The sequence below is a fragment of the Paraliobacillus sediminis genome, from assembly GCF_003426055.1.
The window spans coordinates 813670-837320 of the sequence record NZ_QJSI01000003.1 but is presented as its reverse complement, the minus strand read 5'-3'; the positions used below and the strand labels follow the sequence as shown (position 1 = coordinate 837320).

At 34.6% G+C, this 23651-nt stretch carries 22 protein-coding genes; 16 read left to right on the top strand and 6 right to left on the bottom strand.

The genetic code is table 11. The annotated features are described in order from the left end of the window. The 15 genes from D2K60_RS16955 to D2K60_RS16885 all read left to right on the top strand — a co-directional run bounded on the left by D2K60_RS16955 (window position 1) and on the right by D2K60_RS16885 (window position 18674). Window positions 1–840 carry a TlyA family RNA methyltransferase gene (locus tag D2K60_RS16955; protein ID WP_117169267.1) on the top strand — a complete coding sequence of 280 codons (840 nt, stop codon included), beginning with the start codon at window positions 1–3 and terminating at the stop codon, window positions 838–840. Between the two features lie 85 nt (window positions 841–925). Further along, the gene (gene ahrC, locus D2K60_RS16950) at window positions 926–1375 is read left to right on the top strand and encodes a transcriptional regulator AhrC/ArgR (RefSeq protein WP_117169268.1); all 450 of its coding nucleotides are present in this window, start codon (window positions 926–928) and stop codon (window positions 1373–1375) included. 26 nt (window positions 1376–1401) lie between these two features. After that, on the top strand, window positions 1402–3126 hold the full coding sequence (gene recN, locus D2K60_RS16945) for a DNA repair protein RecN (RefSeq protein ID WP_117169269.1): 1725 nt from the start codon (window positions 1402–1404) through the stop codon (window positions 3124–3126). 176 nt (window positions 3127–3302) lie between these two features. After that, entirely contained in the window at window positions 3303–4589 is a 1287-nt protein-coding gene (spoIVB, locus tag D2K60_RS16940; protein ID WP_117169270.1) for a SpoIVB peptidase, read from the top strand. Between the two features lie 291 nt (window positions 4590–4880). Next, on the top strand, window positions 4881–5663 hold the full coding sequence (gene spo0A / locus D2K60_RS16935) for a sporulation transcription factor Spo0A (protein WP_117169271.1): 783 nt from the start codon (window positions 4881–4883) through the stop codon (window positions 5661–5663). A gap of 237 nt (window positions 5664–5900) precedes the next feature. Continuing rightward, window positions 5901–6683, top strand: coding sequence for an alpha/beta hydrolase (locus D2K60_RS16930; protein ID WP_117169272.1), 783 nt, complete (start codon window positions 5901–5903; stop codon window positions 6681–6683). Window positions 6684–6808: 125 nt separating this feature from the next. Next, a complete protein-coding gene (gene safA / locus D2K60_RS16925) occupies window positions 6809–7402 on the top strand; it encodes a SafA/ExsA family spore coat assembly protein (RefSeq protein ID WP_117169273.1) in 594 nt (197 codons plus the stop codon). Window positions 7403–7635: 233 nt separating this feature from the next. Further along, the gene (locus tag D2K60_RS16920) at window positions 7636–8991 is read left to right on the top strand and encodes an aspartate kinase (protein WP_117169274.1); all 1356 of its coding nucleotides are present in this window, start codon (window positions 7636–7638) and stop codon (window positions 8989–8991) included. Window positions 8992–9256: 265 nt separating this feature from the next. Further along, window positions 9257–10333 (top strand): Leu/Phe/Val dehydrogenase, encoded by a 1077-nt coding sequence (locus D2K60_RS16915; protein WP_162880781.1) that lies wholly within the window; start codon window positions 9257–9259, stop codon window positions 10331–10333. 215 nt (window positions 10334–10548) lie between these two features. Continuing rightward, a complete protein-coding gene (lpdA, locus tag D2K60_RS16910; RefSeq protein WP_117169276.1) occupies window positions 10549–11973 on the top strand; it encodes a dihydrolipoyl dehydrogenase in 1425 nt (474 codons plus the stop codon). Window positions 11974–11992: 19 nt separating this feature from the next. Next, entirely contained in the window at window positions 11993–12988 is a 996-nt protein-coding gene (locus D2K60_RS16905) for a thiamine pyrophosphate-dependent dehydrogenase E1 component subunit alpha (RefSeq protein ID WP_117170347.1), read from the top strand. 15 nt (window positions 12989–13003) lie between these two features. Continuing rightward, a complete protein-coding gene (locus tag D2K60_RS16900) occupies window positions 13004–13987 on the top strand; it encodes an alpha-ketoacid dehydrogenase subunit beta (RefSeq protein WP_117169277.1) in 984 nt (327 codons plus the stop codon). 29 nt (window positions 13988–14016) lie between these two features. After that, window positions 14017–15261 carry a dihydrolipoamide acetyltransferase family protein gene (locus D2K60_RS16895; RefSeq protein WP_117169278.1) on the top strand — a complete coding sequence of 415 codons (1245 nt, stop codon included), beginning with the start codon at window positions 14017–14019 and terminating at the stop codon, window positions 15259–15261. A gap of 118 nt (window positions 15262–15379) precedes the next feature. Continuing rightward, window positions 15380–16297, top strand: a complete 918-nt coding sequence (locus D2K60_RS16890; RefSeq protein WP_117169279.1) for an aldo/keto reductase — start codon at window positions 15380–15382, stop codon at window positions 16295–16297. A 340-nt stretch (window positions 16298–16637) separates the two neighbouring features. Continuing rightward, the gene (locus D2K60_RS16885) at window positions 16638–18674 is read left to right on the top strand and encodes a methyl-accepting chemotaxis protein (RefSeq protein ID WP_117169280.1); all 2037 of its coding nucleotides are present in this window, start codon (window positions 16638–16640) and stop codon (window positions 18672–18674) included. 48 nt (window positions 18675–18722) lie between these two features. Here the strand turns inward: D2K60_RS16885 and D2K60_RS16880 are convergent, their stop codons facing one another. The 6 genes from D2K60_RS16880 to D2K60_RS16855 all read right to left on the bottom strand — a co-directional run bounded on the left by D2K60_RS16880 (window position 18723) and on the right by D2K60_RS16855 (window position 23383). Further along, window positions 18723–19673 carry an ABC transporter permease gene (locus D2K60_RS16880; protein ID WP_117169281.1) on the bottom strand — a complete coding sequence of 317 codons (951 nt, stop codon included), beginning with the start codon at window positions 19671–19673 and terminating at the stop codon, window positions 18723–18725. Next, window positions 19673–20587: an ABC transporter ATP-binding protein gene (locus tag D2K60_RS16875; protein ID WP_117169282.1), complete on the bottom strand. Its 915-nt coding sequence runs from the start codon at window positions 20585–20587 to the stop codon at window positions 19673–19675. The genes D2K60_RS16880 and D2K60_RS16875 overlap by 1 nt, the downstream gene beginning before the upstream one ends. Next, window positions 20587–21297 (bottom strand): ABC transporter ATP-binding protein, encoded by a 711-nt coding sequence (locus D2K60_RS16870; protein WP_117169283.1) that lies wholly within the window; start codon window positions 21295–21297, stop codon window positions 20587–20589. Before D2K60_RS16870 ends, D2K60_RS16875 begins: the two co-directional genes overlap by 1 nt. Before the next feature lies 1 nt (window position 21298). Further along, complete coding sequence (locus tag D2K60_RS21190; protein WP_117169284.1) at window positions 21299–21667, bottom strand: GntR family transcriptional regulator; 369 nt, start codon at window positions 21665–21667, stop codon at window positions 21299–21301. Window positions 21668–21670: 3 nt separating this feature from the next. Further along, window positions 21671–22450, bottom strand: coding sequence for a hypothetical protein (locus D2K60_RS16860; protein ID WP_117169285.1), 780 nt, complete (start codon window positions 22448–22450; stop codon window positions 21671–21673). Window positions 22451–22558: 108 nt separating this feature from the next. Further along, window positions 22559–23383, bottom strand: coding sequence for an MBL fold metallo-hydrolase (locus tag D2K60_RS16855; protein ID WP_117169286.1), 825 nt, complete (start codon window positions 23381–23383; stop codon window positions 22559–22561). An 85-nt stretch (window positions 23384–23468) separates the two neighbouring features. Between D2K60_RS16855 and D2K60_RS21185 the strand changes: the two genes are divergently transcribed. Continuing rightward, complete coding sequence (locus tag D2K60_RS21185; protein WP_275896243.1) at window positions 23469–23603, top strand: hypothetical protein; 135 nt, start codon at window positions 23469–23471, stop codon at window positions 23601–23603. The last annotated feature ends 48 nt before the right edge of the window (window positions 23604–23651 follow it).

The following is a 23651-nucleotide window of genomic DNA, read 5'->3' as shown; positions in this document are numbered from 1 at the left end:
ATGACAATTAAAAAAATCAGATTAGATATATTATTAGTGGAACGTGGTTTAGTTGAAACACGAGAAAAAGCAAAACGTACAATTATGGCTGGATTAGTTTTTAGTGAGCAACAAAGACTTGATAAGCCTGGTGTTAAAGTTAATAGTGATATTTCGGTTACTGTTAAGGGCAAATTGCTTCCTTATGTTGGAAGAGGTGGACTAAAGTTAGAAAAGGCTTTGAAAACTTTTAACCTTTCAGTATATAAGAAAATAATGGTTGATATTGGTTCTTCTACAGGTGGGTTTACAGATTGTGCTTTGCAAAATGGCGCTACATTATGTTACGCAGTTGATGTAGGATACAATCAATTAGATTGGAAATTAAGAAATGATTCAAGAGTTGTGGTAATGGAACGTACTAATTTTCGGTATGTAACACCTGATAAATTTAATAATGGAATGCCAAATTTTGCAACGATAGATGTCTCTTTTATATCATTAAAAATTATTTTGCCAGTTTTAAAAACAATCTTAGCAGATGATAGTGATGTCGTGGCATTAATCAAACCACAATTTGAAGCTGGAAGAGAACAAGTTGGTAAGAAGGGTATCGTTCGAGACAAAACAATTCATAAAGAAGTATTAAATCGAATCCTTCAGTTTGCGCATGAAGAAGGCTTTGGTATAAAAGATTTAACTTTTTCACCAATCACTGGTGGTGACGGTAACATTGAATTTCTTACTCATTTAATATGGAAACCGCAAGAAAAAGCAGGGGAATTGAAATCTAATGTCGAATTTAATTCTATAGTGGAGCAAGTAGTTGGACAAGCTCATGAAATCCATTCAAAAAAATAAATAAGGATATACTATTTTAAAGTGTGAAGCGCTGTGAATTTAAGCTAGTTTCACTATCTTTTTTAGAATGTGGAAAGGAGATACTATGAACAAAGGTCAACGACATATAAAAATTCGTGAACTAATTACAGATCATGACATCGACACACAAGATGAATTGGTTGATGCATTGCGTGGATTAGGTTATAACGTTACGCAAGCTACTGTCTCGCGAGATATAAAAGAATTGCATCTAGTTAAAGTTCCGATGGTTGATGGAAGATATAAATATAGTTTACCCGCTGATCAACGCTTTAACCCTTTAGAGAAGCTAAGACGCTTAATGCGAGATGCTTTTATTAGAATTGATCAAGCAGGTTATTTTTTAGTACTTAAAACGTTACCAGGTAATGCAAATGCGCTCGGCGCTTTAATTGATAATTTAGATTGGTCAGAAATATTAGGAACGATATGTGGAGATGACACGATTTTAATTATTTGCAAAACAGAAGAGCATACCTTTGAAATTCAAGATCGCTTTTTAGAAATGTTATAATTAATAATAAAGTGAGGTGGAAGCTTATGTTAACCGAACTTACTATAAAAGATTTTGCTATTATCGATGAGATTACTATTACCTTTAGAGAAGGATTAACTGTACTGACTGGAGAAACTGGTGCAGGTAAGTCCATCATTATAGATGCGATTCAGTTATTAACAGGTGGAAGAGGATCTGTAGAGTTTGTAAGATATGGTGCAAACAAAGCAACATTAGAAGGGCTATTTACAATTGATGAGCCCTCGCATCCAATATATAAAAAAGGTAAGACATTTGGTATCGAGATTGATACGGATGGAATGATTGTCTTGAATCGGACAATAACTGCTAACGGAAAGAGTATTTGTAGAGTAAATGGAAATTTGGTAACGCTAGCTATTTTAAAAGAATTTGGGAAAACGTTGATTGATATCCATACCCAACACGAAACACAATCGCTTATGGATGTAGACCGACATATTGAGTTATTAGATATGTATAATAAAGAGTCCATAGACGAAGTGAAAGCGGATTATAATATATTATATCAAAAATTACATACACTAAAAAAACGGTATCAAAAATTAAATGATAATGAACAAGAAATGGCTCAAAGATTAGATTTACTCCGATTTCAACTTAATGAATTACAAGAAGCAGATCTTTCTCCAGGAGAGGATGAAACCCTAGAGGAAGAACGAAAAAAATTAATGAACCACGAAAAAATATATAAAGGTGTAAATGAAGCTTATGAAGCTTTAAACGGTGAGCAACGAGCACTTGATTGGTTAGGATTGGCACTTTCTGGATTAGAAACAGCAAGTGAGTATGAAAAAGGATTAGCAGAAAAAAAAGAAGGATTTTCAAATCATTTTTATTTAATTGAAGAATTATCTTATGATTTACGTCATTATTTAGATTCACTCGAATTTGATTCAGAACGTCTCAATTTTTTGGAAAGCCGATTAAACGATATAAGCCGATTAAAGAAAAAATATGGATTTACTGTTGATGATATGTTGGAGTATGCTGCTAAAATTGAGGATGAAATTGATGAAATTCAAGATCGCGATACATCTTTAGGTAAATTAGGGGCAGAAATAGAAGAAATTGGCCAGGATGCACTCGTTGAAGCACGACACCTACATGATTTACGTAGCCAAGCTGCTAAACAGTTAAAGTTAGCAATTCAACAAGAACTACAGGATTTATATTTAGAAAAGGCAACTTTTGAAGTAGACATAAAAACAAAAAAAACGAAACCAAACGAACCAGAATCTAAATCGATACCAGTACAATTAACACCTAATGGTTTTGATATTATCCGATTTTTAATTTCAACCAATCCTGGTGAACCGATTAAAGAAATGAACAAAGTCGCATCAGGTGGTGAATTGTCACGAATTATGTTGGCTTTGAAAAACATTTTCGCTAAACATCAAGGAGCAACTAGTGTGATTTTTGATGAGATTGATACGGGTGTAAGTGGTAGGGTAGCCCAAGCTATAGCAGAAAAAATACATGGAATATCCACAGGATCGCAAGTATTATGTATTACACATCTTCCTCAAGTAGCTGCAATGGCAGATACACATTTATTGATTGAAAAAAATGTTTCAGAACAACGGACTAGTACAACCGTTGATGAGCTTTCAACTGAGTCACGCGTAATGGAAATAGGAAGAATGGTTACAGGTAGTGAACTGACAGAAACATCAAAAGTTCATGCCAGAGAATTAATTGCATTAGCTAATAAAAGTAAGGAATAAAAACCATGTTAAACGAGCATGGTTTTTTTAATACACAAAAATAATGCTTAATACTATCTAAAATAGGAAAACATCTCCCCTATATGAGATCTTTACTGGGTTTAAAAAAGGCTTGCTAAGGTCACATTATAAATACAGAAAAAAATAATTTGGGTTGGGAACGAGGAGAGTGGATAATGAACATGAATAAAATTCGGGCTGCAATAGGATTATTACTCCTTGTTACTTTCCTAAGCATGCCATTTAACCATTTTATACAACAATATGTTGCTATACCGAATCATGTAACAGTGTTTGATGAAACAGGAGAAAATTTAACTATTCCAAAGTTAGGGAATGAAACAACAACTGTTTTGTCTCAGCAAGATGAAGTTTTAGAAGCAATGGACACATCTCAGTTTAAAGCAGTCAATAATGGAGAAAGCTCAATTGTATATGAAGTTGCAGGTATGCCACTTAAAAAGGTCAATGTAGCCGTTTTAGATGATTTTAAAGTAATACCTGGTGGACAATCAGTAGGTGTTAATTTACAAACTTTGGGCGTACTCGTAGTAGGACACCATTTAATCAATACAGATAGTGGCGAAAAGTCGCCGGGTGAAGATGCTGATATTCAAGTTGGCGATATAATTTTGCAAGTGAATGGAAATGAAATAGAAAAAATGGAACAGATGACTCCACTTGTTGATGAAGCGGGAAAAAATAATAAGAAACTAAATGTAAAAATAAAACGTGGTGGTGAAACGCTAGAAAAAAAATTAGCACCAGCGCTTGATAAAAAAGAAAACCAGTATCGAATCGGATTATATATAAGGGATTCGGCAGCAGGTATTGGAACAATGACGTTTTATCATCCAGAATCGAAAAGATATGGCGCTCTAGGTCATGTTATTTCTGATATGGACACCAAAAAACCGATACAAATTCACGATGGTACAATTGTAAAATCTAATATTACGTCGATAAAAAAAGGTGATAATGGCGTGCCAGGAGAGAAGCAAGCAACTTTTAATAGTGATGATACACCTTTGGGTACCATAACAAAAAACACATCATTTGGTGTATTCGGTAAATTAGATAGTAAATTGCAAAAAAGCAAGTGGAATGAACCAATGCCAATCACATTGCCAAATCAAGTGAAAGAAGGTCCGGCTAAAATTTTAACAGTTGTAGAAAATGATTTGGTCGAATCATTTGATGTGGAAATTGTAAACAGTGTCGATCAGCCAAATGCAGCTACCAAAGGAATGATAATAAAGATCACTGATGAAAAACTTTTAGAGAAAACTGGTGGTATTGTACAAGGTATGAGTGGAAGTCCAATAATGCAGGATGGCAAATTAATTGGTGCCGTAACACATGTTTTTGTAAATGATCCCACATCAGGTTACGGAATTCATATCGAATGGATGTTAGAAGAAGCTGGAATAGATATTTACAATAAGCAACAAGAAGCTAGTTAAAGATTAAGCTCTTATTCGTGATAAAGCGATAAGAGTTTTTTTTGAATTTCAGGTTCAAAATTGTTAAAAAGAAGCAGATATATGCTATACTCTGGTTAAAGAATATTCGACAAAACGCAGAATAATACTATTTAAATGACGAAAAATATCGATTTCATAAGAAAACAAGAGTATTTTGAAGTAAATAGAAAAAAACACAAATATTTTTATCTAAAAGAAGGAATTTTCGAACTTGTGTCGAAATTGTAGATGTGAAACAAGATAGGATTAGTCGAAGGAGGAGCAAATATAGTGCAAAAGATTAAGGTTTGTTTAGTAGATGATAACAGAGAGCTAATTGAATTAATGGAGGAATATTTTGAAAGTCAATCAGATATTGAAGTGATTGGTACTGCTTTTAACGGAAAGGAATGTATTAGTTTATTTGATGAGATCGAACCAGATATTGTGGTTCTTGATATTATAATGCCTCATATGGATGGATTAGCTGTTTTAGCGAAATTAAAAGAGATGGATATACCTAAACATCCTAGAGTGATTATGCTCACGGCATTTGGACAGGAAGAAGTAACAACGAAAGCAGTAGATTTAGGGGCATCTTATTTTATTTTAAAACCCTTTGATTTAGATAGTTTAGCTAGCCAAATCAGACAAGTTCATGGTGCACCGACATCAGATAATAAAGCAGTAAAACAAAAATCCAATAAAGAGAACCACAAAAGAGATTTAGAAGCAAATATTACACATATTATACATGAAATTGGTGTTCCAGCTCATATTAAAGGGTATATGTACTTACGAGAAGCAATCACAATGGTCTATAATGACATTGAATTATTGGGTTCTATTACGAAAGTTTTATATCCCGACATTGCTAAGAAATTTAATACTACAGCCTCTCGTGTTGAAAGAGCAATACGACATGCAATCGAAGTAGCATGGAGTCGTGGCAATATCGATTCTATATCATCATTATTTGGTTATACCGTAAATGTCTCTAAAGCAAAACCAACTAATTCAGAATTTATTGCAATGGTAGCTGATCGTCTACGTATCGAACACCGTGCATCTTAAGCGGTTGTATGACAGTTTTTTGACGTATAGTTACGCATAAACAGGGCTATAAACTATGTACGGATACTCACAAGCGTCCTTCTTTGTCGGAATTACTAAATTCCCATAAAGGAGGGCGTTTTTGCATTAAAGGATTTTCTAACAGCATAAGCTTATTGAAAGAGTAAAAAATTATTATCAAGCATATGTTGAAACGATAATTCAGATTTTATTGTAGGATAGAAAGGGGTATTGATCATGCGGGAGATTATATTCGATTATCCAGTGAAAGAATTTACATATAAAGTTATAGGTGAAAGAAAGTTGAAATTTTATATATTTGAATCAGAAAGTTCTCAAAAAAATGGATCGATTATTTTATTTTTTATCGGAGGTAGTTTTAGTAAAGACCCAAACAGTCCAGCTAGGTTTCAGGAGCAAGCTAAATATTTCGCTTCCAAAGGCATGATAACAGCATGCGTTGATTATAGAAATGGCGCTGACGAAGGATTTACTCCAATTCAAGCAATTCAAGATGTTAAATCGGCTGTTCGTTCGGTTAGAGAAAATTATGCTTATTTAGGAGTAGACCCAAATAAAATTGTTGTATGCGGCTCATCTGCAGGTGCATATATATCTGTATCCTCTATTATGTTCAAAGAATTGAATAATGAAACTGATAATCTTAGCACAGACAATGTTCCAAATGCTCTAGTTGTTTTTGCAGGTGGCATGGATGGTGTTGATATAATGAAAAGACGTTACCCTGAATTGCTTGATGAATCGATAGAATTATCTCCCATACACCACATAAAGAAGTGCTTACCAAAAACTATTTGGTTTTGTGGAACTGTGGATATAGATTATGAACAAAACAAAGAATTTATTCAACGTATGGTTGAAAAAGGAAACGAGATAACTTTTATAGAATATGACAAGATGGAACATGGTTTTTTCCATTTTGGAAGAAATAATAATGAATTTTATCAAGATACCATTCAAAAAACAGAAGGATTTTTAAAAGAAATAGAATTTATTTAAATGAACTTATGCTTTTGGGGGTTTATTGGAACGATGGTGTATAATCGCCCTTACGTCATAATAATTTTGAATGAATGTATAAATTCTTCATTTTGCGGTAACTTAACCAAAAAAGGAGGATTTTTATGAAAAAAGTACTATTCTTTTTAGTCGTTTTAAGCTTTTTATTACCTGCTTCTGTATTGGCGGAAGATACGTATACAGTTCAACCTGGAGATTCGATGTGGAGAATTGCGATGAAATATAAGATAGGTGTTACTGAAATTATTGAGGCCAATCCATCTATTGATAATCCAGATCTTATTTACCCGAACCAAAAAATAGCCATACCAATAATTGACGCAATAAAACATACAGAACACTTGGTTATTCAATTAACCAATCAAGAACGAGCAAAAAATGGACTATCTGCTTTACGACCTAACTGGGAGTTGTCACGTGTTGCAAGATATAAGTCTGTGGACATGCTTGATAAGAATTACTTTTCTCATACAAGTCCCACATATGGATCTCCGTTTGCGATGATGGAGAATTTCGGAATATCATACCAAAGAGCAGCAGAAAATATTGCGAGAGGTCAGCGCACGCCACAAGAAGTCGTAACAGCTTGGATGAATAGTCCAGGACATCGCAAAAATATATTAGGTGATTTCACTCATATAGGTGTCGGTTATGTTGAAGACGGAAAATATTGGACTCAAATGTTTATAACCAAATAACATGCAGTAAGACCTTGTACATCATTCAAGGTCTTTTTTTAATATATTTTGCTGTTAAACGTAATATAACAAGATTAATGAAGAAAATATCTTGTTTGTAGTGTTCTAAACAGCTCAACTCAGTAATTCTCGTACATGGTCTTGAATAATCAGAATTTTATTATAACAATTTAATTGAAAGTATGATAATATTTTTAATGACATAGAAAAATATAAATGGAGAGGTTTTAAATATGAAAGTATCGAAATTTGGAGGAAGTTCAGTTGCTAGTGCTTCGCAATTAAAAAAAGTTGCACAAATTATTCAAGCAGATGCAGATAGAAAAGCAATTGTAGTATCAGCACCAGGAAAGAGGTTTTCTGAAGATAATAAAGTAACCGATCTTCTCATTAAACTAGGGGAAGCTTATCTAGCAAATGAGCCGCATCAAAAGCAATTAGATGAAGTTTTATTGCGATTTAGCTCGATTACAACAGAATTAAATTTATCGGATCGTATTCTAGGAGAGATAAAAGATGATATTGCATCCGTTTTTGCTAGTGATTATCAAAAAGAACTTAAATTAGAAGCGATTAAATCAATTGGTGAAGATTCGCTAGCTAAAATACTTAGTGCCTATTTACAATCACTTGGAGTAGAAGCAAGCTATTTAAATCCAAAAGAAGCTGGCATTATCTTAAGTGATGAACCGGGTAGTGCTCAAATTTTAGATGAAAGTTTTGAGCTATTATATAAATTACGTGATCGAAAAGAAATAGTAGTAATTCCTGGCTTTTTTGGCTATACAAAAGAGGGTAAATTAGTTACTTTCTCTCGAGGTGGTTCAGATATTACTGGGTCAATCGTTGCAGCTGGAGTGAAAGCAGATTTGTATGAAAACTTTACCGATGTTGACTCGGTTTATTGCGTTAACCCAACCATTGTTGATAATCCTAAGGAGATTACGTCATTAACGTATAAAGAAATGCGAGAATTATCCTATGCGGGGTTTTCCGTTTTTCATGATGAAGCACTTATACCAGCCTTTAAAGCAAGTATTCCTGTTTGTATTAAAAATACCAATAATCCAGACGGACTTGGGACCATTATTGTTTCACAAAAAGAGCCAAATGGTAATCCGGTTGTAGGGATTGCTAGTGATATTGGTTTCCTAAGTTTATATGTTAGTAAGTATTTGATGAATAGAGAGTTAGGTTTTGGTCGTCGTTTACTGCATATATTAGAAGACGAAGGTATATCTTTTGAGCATACACCATCTGGTATTGATGATTTGTCAGTCATTATTCGTGAGAGTGAGTTATCAGAAGCTAAAGAAGAAAAGATTATTAAACGTATAAAAGATGAATTAGATCCTGATCAAGTCTATATAGAAAGAGATCTTGCATTAATTATGATTGTTGGAGAATCAATGAATAGCTCAGTTGGTATAGCGGCTAAAGCAACAGAAGCATTTTTACGTGCAAATGTTAATTTAGAGATGATTAACCAAGGATCTTCTGAAACGTCAATGATGTTTGGTGTGAAAGAAGAAGGCGTTAAGAGAGCAGTGCAATCATTATATGAAATATTTTTCGTAGAAGAAAATTAAGCTAACAAAAATGACACATTACAGTAATATGTAATGTGTCATTTTTGTTTTAAGCCAGTAGAAGAGGTTTCTTTTGCAAATTCATGGTGTAAAAGCTATGATTACAAATAAGAACAAAGAATAAATTGCGTTGGGTGCATATTTTTTCTAATACTATCCCATACATAACTTGCACGAAAATTGCATGATGTTAGTAAGGAGAGTAAGGAGAGCAATGAGTTTACTCATTACTTAAGGAGGATCAACTTTGGAAATTTTTTCTTATATGGAAAAGTACGACTATGAACAACTTGTTATTTGTCAAGATAAAGAATCTGGTTTGAAAGCGATCATCGCTATTCACGATACAACACTTGGACCTGCTTTGGGTGGGACAAGGATGTGGACTTACGCATCTGAAGGAGCAGCAATTGAAGATGCTCTTCGATTAGCAAAAGGAATGACCTATAAAAACGCTGCGGCAGGTTTAAATCTAGGCGGAGGTAAAACAGTCATAATAGGTGATCCGAAAAAAGATAAAAATGAAGCAATGTTTCGTGCATTCGGGCGTTATATTCAGGGTTTAAATGGTAGATATATTACAGCCGAAGATGTTGGTACAACGGTAGAAGACATGGATATTATTCATGAAGAAACAAATTATGTGGCTGGCATATCACCTGCTTTTGGTTCATCGGGTAATCCTTCGCCAGTAACAGCATATGGCGTTTATAAAGGAATAAAGGCAAGCGCAAAAGAAGTGTTTGGAACAGATATATTAGCAGGAAAAAAAGTTGCCATTCAAGGGGTAGGGAGTGTTGCCTACACACTTTGTGAATATTTACATGATGAGGGAGCACAATTAATTGTTACAGATATAAATGAAGAAGCTGTTCAAAGAGCAGTAGATGCATTTGGTGCTAGAGCTGTTGGACTAGATGAAATTTATTCCGTTGATTGTGATATCTACGCTCCATGTGCGCTAGGAGCAACATTAAATGATCAAACAATACCTAAATTAAATGCAAAAATTGTTGCAGGGGCGGCAAATAATCAACTAGAACTAGACAAGCATGGTGATTTATTACATCAAAAAGGTATTTTATATGCACCTGATTTTGTTATTAATGCTGGAGGTGTAATTAATATAGCCGACGAACTTAACGGTTATAATCGCGAAAGAGCAATGAAACATGTTGATAAGATATATGATAATCTAGAAACGGTTTTTGCTATTTCAAAACGCGACAATATTCCTACTTACATTGCAGCCGAAAGAATGGCAGAGGAAAGAATAGCGAGTTTACGTAATTCTCGAAGTACATTCTTACAAAATGAACATCATGTTATTAGTAGACGTTAACATGAAAAAATAATTAGAAAATGTTTTTCTCAGATTGCTTATCTAAAGTGATTTCTGAGAAAAACACTTTTTAATAAGAAAACATCTAGTTGACCTTTTCTACCTAGAAGAATATTATAGAGAAGAAGGATTCTGATAACTAATTGGTAATGGTCTTCTATTACCTGCTTACATAGAGTGTTTTATTAAAAAAGTTACATTAGGGAGGTTTTTTTATGGCCAAAAATTATGACCTAGTCATACTAGGAGGTGGTACAGGTGGATATGTAGCCGCCATCCGTGCTTCTCAACTAGGATTAAAGACTGCCATTGTCGAAAAGGATAAGCTTGGTGGTACATGTTTACACAAAGGGTGCATCCCTTCAAAAGCATTATTAAGAAGTGCAGAAGTGTATAAACAGACCAAAGATGCAGAACAATTTGGCATTAATACTTCTGATATTAATCTGGACTTTTTGAAAGTGCAAGACCGTAAGCAGCAAATTGTTAATCAATTGCATCAAGGTGTAATCGGACTGATGAAAAAGGGTGCAATCGACATATATGATGGAATAGGTAGAGTTCTTGGTCCTTCTATCTTCTCGCCAACAGCAGGTACTGTTTCTGTAGAGATGAAAGATGGTTCTGATAATGAAATGTTGATCAGTAAGAATTTAATTATTGCAACAGGTTCAAAACCAAAGATTATCAAGGGATTGGAACCAGATGGAACACATATCCTAACTTCAGATGAGGCGTTGAACATGAAGGCATTACCAAAATCAATTATTATAGTTGGTGCAGGGGTTATCGGTGTAGAATGGGCATCCATGCTGGCAGATTTTGATGTGAATGTCACGTTAGTAGAGTATGCCGAACAAATTTTACCGACAGAGGATAACGAAATTGCAAAAGAAATGCAGCGTTTATTAAAGAAAAAAGGTATTAAGATTATGACAAATGCAAAAGTGCTAAGTAAAACAGTAGAAAAAGCTGATAATGTAACAATTCAAGTTAATTACAAAAATGAGCAGATTGTATTAACCGCTGTTCAAATGCTAGTTGCAATTGGAAGAGAACCAAATACAACTCAAATAGGAATAGAAAATACGGATATTCAGTTAGATGCGTCTAGCTCAATTAAAATAAATAAAGATTTTCAAACAAAGGAATCACATATATACGCAATTGGGGATTGTATCGGTGGAATGCAGCTTGCCCATGTTGCGTCACATGAAGGTAAACACGCAGTAGAACACATTGTAGGTAATAAGCCAATTCAACTTGATTATCGGAATATTCCTACATGCATCTATTCAAATCCAGAAGTGGCAAGCGTTGGTTTAACTGAAAAACAGGCGAAAGACGAGGGTTTTCAAGTGAAGTCTGGTAAGGTTAGTTTTAAAGCAATTGGTAAAGCGCTTGTTTACGGTGAGTCAGATGGATTTGTAAAGATAATAGCAGATAAGAAAACAAACGACTTATTAGGTGTTCATATGATAGGACCGCATGTAACAGAGTTAATATCGGAGGCGGGATTAGCCAAAGTTTTAGATGCCACCCCATGGGAAATTGGGGAAACTATTCACCCACATCCGTCTTTAGCTGAAGCCATAGCTGAAGCTGCATTAGATGTAGATGGAGTGAAAATTCATGGATAAGCAAGAAGGAGGAGTTATCATGAGAGAAAACCGTCATATTTCTTTAGGTTTAACAGACGATGAAGTATTTGAGATGTATCGAACTATTTTGTTAGCAAGAAGAATCGATGAACGTATGTGGTTATTAAATCGTGCAGGGAAAATTCCATTTGTGGTCTCATGTCAAGGTCAAGAAGCGCAACAAGTAGGTGCTGCGTTTGCTTTAGATCGTACGAAGGATTATTCAGCTCCGTATTATCGGGATGTTGGTGTAGTCCTAGCGCTTGGCATGACGGCTCGTGACTTGATGTTACAAGCCTTTGCAAAAGCGGAAGACCCTAATTCAGGTGGACGCCAGATGCCAGGTCATTTTGGTCAAAAGAAAAATCGCATGTTAACTAGTTCATCGCCTGTAACGACACAAGTTCCACATGCTGTTGGTATTGCATTAGCAGCTAAAATAGAGAAAAAAGGTATTGTTAGTTTTGTTACGTTAGGAGAGGGTTCTTCAAATCAGGGAGACTTTCATGAAGGTGCGAATTTTGCTAGTGTACAAAAGTTGCCTGTCATTTTAATGGTGGAAAATAATCAGTATGCTATTTCAGTACCATTAAGTAAACAAGTAGCCTGTGAGAAAATATCAGATCGGGCAATTGGATATGGCATGCCAGGTGTAACAGTAGATGGTAATGATCCATTGGCAGTATATCAGGCTGTTAAAGAGGCTGCTGATCGTGCTAGAAATGGTATGGGACCTAGTTTAATTGAAACGTTATCTTATCGATTAACACCACATTCAAGTGATGACGACGATAGTATTTACCGTACGAAAGAAGAAGTAAAAGAGGCAAAGAGTAAAGATGGTGTGCTAACTTTTGCGGTCTATCTACGTGAACAAGGCATTTTAACAGAATCAAAAGAAAAAGAGCTTGAAGAAGAATTAAAACAAATTATAAATGACGCTACAGATTACGCAGAAGCTGCTGCTTATGCAGATCCATCATCAATTTATGATTATGTTTATGAAAAGAAGTAAGGGAGGAGGATTATAATGGCAGTAATATCTTATATCCAAGCAATTACACAGGCATTACAGGAAGAAATGAAACGAGATAGTAAAGTATTTGTTTTAGGGGAAGACATTGGTATAAATGGTGGTGTTTTTCGTGCTACAGCAGGTTTATATGATGAATTTGGAGAAGAGAGAGTTATTGATACACCTCTAGCTGAATCAGCAATTGCTGGTGTTGGAATTGGTGCAGCTATGTATGGGATGCGTCCTGTTGCTGAAATGCAATTTGCTGACTTTATTCTTCCGGCAGTTAACCAAATAATTTCTGAAGCGGCTAAGATTCGTTATCGGTCGAATAATGATTGGAGTTGTCCAATTACAATTCGTGCTCCTTATGGTGGAGGTGTGCATGGCGCATTATATCATTCACAATCTATTGAAGCTATTTTTGCCAATCAGCCAGGTTTAAAAATTGTTATGCCATCTACTCCATATGATGTAAAAGGATTATTGAAAGCTGCAATTCGTGATAACGATCCTGTACTTTTTTTAGAACATAAACGCGCTTACCGGTTAATTAAAGGGGAAGTACCAGAAACAGATTATACTGTTCCAATTGGAAAAGCTGATGTAAAAAGAGAAGGATCAGATATTACAGTTATTACGTATGGCTTATGTATTCATTTTGCATTAGAAGCTGCTGCAAAATTAGCTGAAGAAGGTATTGAAGCACACATATTAGACTTGCGTACTGTATATCCATTAGATCAGGAAGCGATAAAAGAAGCAGCTTCAAAAACTGGAAAAGTATTGTTGGTTACGGAAGATAACAAAGAGGGAAGCATTATAGGTGAAGTAGCTGCAATTATTAGTGAACATTGCTTGTTTGATTTAGATGCACCAATCAAGCGGTTAGCGGGTCCAGATGTTCCAGCTATGCCATATGCCCCTCCATTGGAGAAAGAGTTTATGATTAATTCTGAGAAAGTGGAAGTGGCGATGAGAGAACTTGCATTATTTTAAGAAATGAATAAAAAAGGAGGGGATGCGTTTTGATTCTCGAAAAAATTACAATGCCTCAACTTGGTGAAAGTGTGACAGAAGGAACGGTAAGTAATTGGCTTGTGCAAGTTGGAGACCATGTGGAAAAGTATGACCCGATTGCAGAAGTAATGACAGATAAAGTGAATGCAGAAGTACCGTCTTCTTTTACTGGAACGATTAAAGAATTAGTTGCAGATGAAGAACAAGTATTAGCTATTGGTGAATTAATGTGTTATATCGAAGTAGAAGATAGTGGATCGGAAGTTAAAGATGAGCGGGTACAACAAGATAAAGAGGAAGATCAAATAAGAGCAACACAAACTGATACATCAATGAAAACACGTTATTCTCCTGCTGTTATGCGTTTAGCGCAAGAAAATAATATTGATTTAAACACAGTAAAAGGAAGCGGACGTGGGGGCAGAATAACACGTAAAGATTTGGAAAGAACGATTGCAAATCCATCTCCTACAGATGAATCAACCGTTGAAAAAGAAGTTGAGGAAGTCAGTTCTGTGAAAAATGATGAGAAACTTGCGGTAGAAACAGCAATTGGTGACAAAGAAATTCCGGTAACTGGTATCAGAAAAGCAATAGCGAATAATATGGTTCGTTCTACAACAGAAATACCGCATGCTTGGATGATGATAGAAGTTGATGTTACCAACCTTGTTAAATATCGTGATGCAGAAAAAACAAAATTTAAAGAGAATGAAGGATACAACTTATCCTACTTTGCTTTTTTCCTAAATGCTGTAGCAAAGGCATTAAAAAAATACCCAGAATTGAATAGTTCATGGGCCGGAAATAAAATTATTCAACATAAAGCAATTAATTTATCAATTGCAGTTGCACATGAAAAAGAACTATTTGTACCAGTGATTAAAAATGTTGACGAGAAAAGCATTAAAGGAATAGCAAAAGAAATTCACGCCTTAGCAATGAAAGCACGTAATGGTAATTTAACACAACGAGACATGGAAGGTGGTACCTTTACTGTTAATAATACGGGTTCATTTGGTTCAGTTCAATCTATGGGAGTGATAAACTACCCACAAGCAGCAATATTACAAGTGGAATCAATTGTAAAAAGGCCTATCATTATTGATGATATGTTTGCGGCACGTGATATGGTCAACCTTTGTCTTTCGTTAGATCATCGTATATTAGATGGCGTCATTTCCGGCAAATTCATGTCACATGTTAAAGAGATTTTAGAAAACATATCAGTTGATACAACGCCAATATATTAGTGAAAAATCATCCATATTTCTGGATGATTTTTTTGCGTGAATGAGTATTATACTAATTGTGTACTCTTTTTAACAGAACATGATAGAATAGAGATACTATAGTAAAAGAGGTGTTTTGATGAACAGAATAAAATTAGGTACAAGTGATTTAGAAGTTGGAGAAATATCTTTAGGTTGTATGCGTATGGATGCGCTTTCTAAAAAGGATGCGAGACTAGTTATCGAAAACGCAATGGATCTAGGCGTGAATTTATTTGATCATGCTGATATCTATGGTGGTGGAAAGTCAGAAGAGGTTTTTTCTGATGCAATTGAAATGAACCCGTTAATAAGAGAAAAGATGATCATACAATCAAAATGCGGTATTCGAAATGGTTTTTTTGATTTCTCTAAGGAACATATTACATCTTCAGTTGAAGGAAGTTTAAAACGCTTAAACACAGATTATCTTGATATTCTACTATTACATCGTCCAGACGCTTTAATGGAGCCGGAAGAAGTAGCAGAGACTTTCACGAGGTTGAAAAATAGTGGTAAAGTAAACTATTTTGGTGTTAGTAACCAAAATCCGATGCAGATAGAATTACTAAAGAAGTATTTAAAAGATGATTTAATCATTAATCAGCTTCAACTAAGTATTATGCACACACCAATGATAGATGCTGGTTTAAATGTTAATATGCAACATGATAAAGCAACTGATCGGGAGAACAGTGTTTTAGAGTATTGTCGTTTACACGATATAACTGTACAGGCTTGGTCACCATTCCAATATGGCATGATTAAAGGTGTGTTTGTTGGTAATAAAGACTTTCCAGAAGTGAATGAAAAGATACAAGAAATAGCAGAGAAAAAAGGGGTAACTGATTCAGCGATAGCGATTGCTTGGATTTTACGTCACCCAGCTAAAATTCAACCAGTTGTTGGTACAATGAATCCACAGCGACTAGCTGATATTGAAAAAGCTTCACACATTACTTTAACAAGAGAAGAATGGTATGAGATATATCGTTCAGCAGGAAATGTGTTACCTTAAATACTAATAGAGCCTACTACCATCTACATTTTGGGAGTAGGTTCTTTTTGTTATGCAACTTTGGGAGCTAATCCTAAATTGAAGAGACATCGTACTTCTTTCGTAATAATCGTCAATCTTTTAGAAACCATGGCTAAATCTATTTTTATTCGTGTCAAAATAATGTCCAAATATATGTAAAATAAAACTTTTTAGTCTAATAAACGATATTTCACAGAAACGTCACCTAAGGAAGATCTATTCTATAGTATAATTCGAATAGTTTTCTAACAGAAAATTGAGGATTTGCTTCTATTTTTTGTTAATAGACAAATACATAGAGATAAAAGGACTGGGATGCATGATTAGGAAATGGAAAGAAAAATTCTTAAATAGAGGTATAAGGAGTACATTAATTATTTATTTTAGTATGATTGCTTTAGTTCCAATAATTGTTGTTGGTTTATTTTCTTATAATCAAGCAGCAACATCGCTAGAAAATGAAGTTGGTAATAAAGTAAAAGATTATGCACGAGTTAATATGGAGAAATTAGATCGAACAATGTATGAAAGAGTAAGAGATGTTCAAATAATGGCAACTGCGCCTTCAGTATTAGGTGCTGTAGATAGTAATGATCAAATTGAAAATTATCTAGATCAACAATTAGAAACATTAAGTTATTTCTCTTCTTTGTCTGTTTCGGATAGTGACGGTAATGTGATTAGCCGAAATGGTAGAAGCGAGGAGTTAACAATAGAAAGGGACACAGCGGAATGGAAGGAAGCAATTGAAAATGGTTTATCCTTTTCCGAAGTTGTCTATGATGCTGATCTGGATAGCTATGTAATCGAAATTAATGTTCGAATTGATAAGGGTGAACGCGTCGGAATGATGCAAGCAAAGTTTAATGTTGAACATATTTGGAATGATGTTAATACTATTTCAAGTGAAAATGTCATGGTTGAATTAGTAAATCAAGATGGTGAAAAAGTTGCTGATACTGTTTCTAGTGCAAGTACGGATGTGGAAACAGGGGCTGAAGAAGTTGATCAATCATCTCAAATTTTCACTGAATTAAATGTAGCTACTCCTGGTGATGCAGGGTTTATTAAAGCAAAAGATAGTATAAACAATGACGCAATTATAGGATATGCAAAAAGTGCAGGTTATCAAGATTTTACAGGGTTTAATTGGTCACTAATTGTAAGTGAGCCTACTGCAATAGCCTTAGATTCTATTGAAAAAGTCGGGGAAATCATTTTAATTATCGGTGCTATAACACTTATTATAGTAATTTTATTATCTTTCTTTATTGCTAGAAGTATTGCAAATCCATTAATAACATTACGTAATCGATCGTTAAAGGTTGCTGACGGTGAGTTGAATAAGAAAATAGAGGTCAAAGGACGTGGTGAGGTTCGAGAACTTACTGAAGCAATGAATCAAATGATTGATAACTTGCGAGATACGATTAAGCACACAGGTGATGCATCTAATCGAATTGGTTCACAAAGTAATACATTACAAAAGATAAGTAATGCTATTCAAACGGGTAGTCAGCAATTGACATCTACTATGCAGGAATTAGCTAGTGGATCGGAAGAACAAGCAAATTCATCAACAGATATTGCATCTGCAGAACAACATTTAGATCAGCAAATTAGCAATGTAAAGCAAGAGTCCGAATTATTAGAGAAGTCTTCAGAAAGTGTGTGGAATATTTCTAATGAAGGTACAAAGCAAATGAAAGAATCAATTAATCAAATTGAAGTGATTAATCATGAAGTGAAAAATGCTGTTGACAAGGTTAAAGGTTTAGAAAAACAATCACAAGCGGTATCTGATTTAACAGTAGTAATTAATAACATAACGGAACAGACGAATCTGTTAGCGCTGAATGCAGCGATTGAAGCTGCAAGAGCAGGTGAAGCAGGGAAAGGTTTTTCCGTCGTGGCGGATGAAATTAGGAAGTTAGCTGAACAAGTTAGTCTATCGGCAGTAGACATTGCTGAAGTAATTAATCAAATGCAGAAAGAATCCAAATCTTTAGCTGTCTCTTTGGATGGTGCGTATCAACAAGCTGATAAAGGTGTCACACAAATAAAAGAATCAGCTACGTACTTTTTAACAATTAAAGAGGAAATCATCCAAATGAATAAACGAATTGAGTCAGTTGGAAACAACCTTAAAGGAATTGAAGAAAACAGCAATGAGATAAATGAAGGTATAACCCAAATTGCATCTGTATCAGAAGAGAATGCAGCTAATTTAGAAGAAACATCAGGTTCTATTGCACAACAACAAGCCGCTGTCGATAATCTATCAGAACAAGCCGATATATTACAAAAATTATCAAATGAGTTAAATCAGATGATCGATAAATTTCAAATTGATTAACTAAAAAATAATGCTACGCTCTTCAAAAAGCGTAGCATTATTTTTAGATTAAGCAGTAACATCACGTTTTTGAAAAATAGTAAACGCTAATATTTGAAAAATAACAAAATAAATTAGTAACATGATAATGGAAAAAGGTAATGTCATTGACTCAATTGGTGGTGTACCATCAAAATAAATGCTTAGATTTGTATTAGCAAATAAGATGTATTTCGCCCATTCAAATTTCGTTGCCAATAGCATGGTTGCATTTCCACCAATAAAAAATAAGAATAGCGAAATGCCAATTGCAAATGAATTACTTCGAAATACAGCTGAGATCATAAAGGCCATCGTTGTGATCATTAATAAATCAATCGAATATAATAGGTATTGGCTAATAAGGTGTAGTGCGATATTTTTCTCGATTACTTCACCATTTTGATAGGCTAAGTGTGCAATATCTGTCATAGGAAAGCCGAAAAATAGCATACCCACAAGGCTGGATGTAAGGTAGATAATACCAATCATCATTAGTCCGAAGAGAATAACAGTTATATATTTCGATAGTAAAATTTTCATGCGACTTATTGGTCGAATTAGTAATAGTTTTATTGTTCCACTAGAAAATTCATTAGCGACCATACCTGCTGCAATAATAATGGTGAATAAGCCTGCAAAACTGATAATCGTCTTGGCTTCATCAACAAATGTCCATAGATGAGTTTCTTGATTTGGTGGAATGTTATTTTCAATTCGGTATTCATTAATCGCAATATTTCGTTCGTAAAACATATCCATACGTGCATTAGCATTCGCACCTAATGCCGCTTGATCAGAACTAATTTGTGTTTCAACTGCTTGTTTCCAATTCGTGTCGTGTGCTTGTTCATTTGCTGTTTCAGTATATTTTAATATTCCGGCAAATCCAATTACAAATAGAATCATACATCCTATCATAATTAGGGTGCTCTTTTTACGGATAATTTTTACCCACTCATTTACGACGAGATTTACCATTAATATTGGCTCCTTTCAGAAGTAGAAGTAACCTCTAAAAAACGGTCTTCTAAAGTCTTTGTTAATTGCTTTGTACCGTAAACACTAATTTCAGAATCAATCAGTTTTTTTAGTATGACTGCAATCTCTACTTTTGTTGCTTGAACGGTAAATCCGCCTGTTTGATAGCTTACTTGCCAATTTTCATTTAACCAATTAGAAGCAGTATCTAGCTCGCTTGTTTCAATAAAATGTGTTGTCTTTTCATCAGTAGTAGATGCGTTCATATTGTGAACATCTATTATTTTTCCTTGCTGTATAATTGCTATACGATCACACATCATTTCCATTTCAGCTAATAAGTGGCTAGAAACAATGACACTCATGTTCCTTTCTTTGGTCAAATAGCTTAAGTGCTCTCTAATCTCTCTAATGCCAGCAGGATCTAATCCGTTTGTCGGCTCATCTAATATCAATAGTTTCGGATCATGCAAGAGACATTGAGCCATTCCAAGCCGTTGTCTCATTCCTAAAGAGTAGGTTTTGACCTTGTCATTAATTCGCGTTGATAATCCAACCAAATCAATTACTTCTTTTATCTTTTCTTTCGTAACTTGTTTATGCATCCGGGCATACTGCAATAAATTTTGATAGCCGGATAGATGTTTGTACATTTCAGGGTTTTCTACAATGGCGCCGATTTGCTTTGCGGCATCTTCAAAATTGGTCTTCACACTGTTTCCACAAATTGCAATATCCCCACTGGTGATTTTCATTAAACCTACGATCATACGAATCGTTGTTGTTTTGCCAGCACCATTTGGTCCCAAAAAACCGAAGACTTCACCTTCTTCAACTGTAAGGCTAATGTCGTCAATGATTGTCTTGCGATTTATTATCTTGGTTACATTCTCTAAAGAAAGTACTACTCCCATTATTTCTCCACCTCTACACGTCTTACGATTTCTTTAAACCAATTTAGTACGGATAGACCTTGTTCCTCACGCAAAACTTCGACATTTTCCTGTCCGATTATATCACCATAATGTAGTGCAATAACTTCATCTAATAAAGGCTCGATTTCGATTATTTCATGCGTCGCAATAATGAGTACTTGTTGGTCTAGGTCTACGTATTGCAATAGACTTTTAACAGTAGCTTCGCGAACCATTGGATCTAATCCAGAAAATGGTTCATCTAATAAAATTGCTCCTGTTTCTCGTGCTAAAGCCGTTACAAGTTTTAATCGACCACGGTTCCCTTTGGATAACGTTTTTACCTTTTTCGTTGCATCGAGCTTTAAATCAATCAATAATGCCCGGGCCTTTTCCAAATTAAAATTACTGAATTGACTAGCAACGTAATCTACAGTTTCTTGAACAGTAAATGTCTCATAGAACATATCTAACTCTGTCAAATAAGCAACATCTGCTGCTGTTTTGCGGGTGATAGGCGCTCCATTTAATGTTATAGTACCTTTATTTGGAAAGGAGAGTCCTGTCATCATTTTTAATGTGGTTGATTTCCCGCTACCATTCGGACCTACGAGGCCATAAATTTTACCCTTTTCTAGCGAAAGACTTACATCTTTCAATGCGAATTCCTTTCCATAATGTTTCGTGACGTTGTTCAATTGTAAAGTCACATTAAATCCCCCTATTTAAAAAATGGTGTACTTGGGTTATTATTTCTGTTTGTTTGACCCCAATTTTATTCATTTTATTAATAAAATCTTCGATGATCTCTTCTTGCAGGCTTAATTTTATATCTTCTAGTAATGCATTGTTTTCAATTACAAATGTTCCTTGACCTCTCCTTGTTTCCACAACATTCATCCTTTCTAATTCCCCGTATGCACGTTGGATAGTGTTTGGATTAACTCCCATTTTGACTGCCATATCACGAACCGATGGTAATTTTTCAGGGGATTTTTGTTTTCCTTGTAAAATATCTATAACAACTTGATCAACAATTTGCATGTAAATTGGCTTTGATGACTGAAATTCCTTTGACATGCTTTACACCTCTACCTTCTTAGATAACAATCGTGCTGACAGATAATAGAGCAACCCTGTCAGTAAGAGGTAATAAATAACAGGAATAAGGGGAACCTGTATATTCTCAAATACGATATTCCAAAGTGCACCATCATAGTCCAGAAATGGATTAGAAGTGATAGAGAAGTGATAACGCGTTATTAAATCACTTATCCAGGCTATTTTTAGCAGCAAGGTTTCTAAGATGTTATAAGAAAAGAAAATCAAGATAATAAGTAACCATCTAAAATAGCGCACTTTTGGATAGTTACTTAAACTGTGGTATATCATCCAATAAAGGGTGACCCAGCCGGTTAAATAAAGACCTATTCCGATAGCAAAAAAATATAGAAAGCTACCTAACTGAATAAAAGCGGAAATATCTAATTGTTGATAGACGTCAACTCCAAAAAAATACATGCTAAATGCCAGATATCCAATTAATATAAATTGAAGTAATGCTTGATAGATTATTAACAATAATAATTTGGAGAACAATAAGGTGTAACTTGAACGTGGGCTATATAACCACATTTGATTTTTACCTTCTTTCGTTAAAAAAGAAAGCATCATGCCAGGTATGAATCCAATCATTGAAAAGCCAGCTAATAGAAGTATAGCTAAAGTCCCTGCTGGTTGTTTGGTGTAAGATGAGACGATGACTCCAACTATTAATAGTAAGACTAATAATACAGAAAATGTTAGTAGATTGGATCTAGATAATCGATAATCCTTTTTTAATAACCCTAAAAATGGGTGCATATAATAAAACAACTCCTTGTGTGTTAGTGTACTATTTGAATAGTACACTAATACATAAGGAGTTGCAAGAACTTTTTGAAAGGTGGTTATATGGCTAAATGGTCATTTCTAGTTTCTTTTGTGTTTTGGTATTGCAATGTCATAAAATTCAGTTGTTAATTTTTTGAAGCCTTCGCTTAATTCTTCACCTTTCATCGGTAATCCATGTCCAGTTAAGAGTAATTTTGGCTTTAATTTCGCAAGGGTTTGAACTGACTTTTCTGCATCTTCCCAGTCATGTGTGAAATAAGCAGGAGGTCCATATAGTTTAATAAGTGGTAAAAATATGGCCAAACTTGATTCAGGGTTTTCTGTTGTAACAGCGTCGCCTGCAATTAAAATCTTATCAGTTTCTCGAAATAGCGAAATATGTCCAGGTGTGTGTCCAGGTGTATGGAAATATTTCCAACCATCAAGGAATGGAAGTGTTCCATCCTCAGATAATGTCTTAGCTAAATGTTTTAAATTCACTGCATCAGTAGGAAAGACTGGCGATAATAAAGACAGTAAGCCACCGCCAACAGTTGGATCAGCTGGTGGATACTCACTTGTTCCATCAACAAAGGGCAATTCCTTAGGATGTACATAAACAGATATATCCCAATGCTTAGCTAATTTTTTTGCGGATCCGACATGATCAAAATGAGCATGTGTCAGTATAATAGCTTTTGGTGGAATAGTGTTAAAACGTTTTTCTGCTGCAGCAATAATTCGCTCATGATAATGAGCAATACCGGTATCAATCAGGATCCAATTCTGTTCAGATGGTTTACCAAGCATATAAACATTTGATACTAATGTACGATAAAGTGCAATATCATCAGTAATTTCTTCTGCAATAGCATGTTCCATATTTGCCTCTATATGTGCTGATAGATCGGTATGCTTTTCCATATATATATAGCTACTCCTTTTTTGATTAGTTTGTAAAATCTACGATGTAATTATGCATGTAGCGAAATAAATTAATAGTTATGTTTTGGAAAAACGACGTATCATAACAGCTTTAATTAAAGAAATAGGCAGCGCAATGGAAGAGATGTCTAGTCATACAGAAGACTTAATAAATGTGGCAAAAGACTTAACAGTCGAAGTCAATAGATATAAATTATAAAATAACACATAAAAACACCTTCGTTTAGGACACTTTAAAGTGGTCATA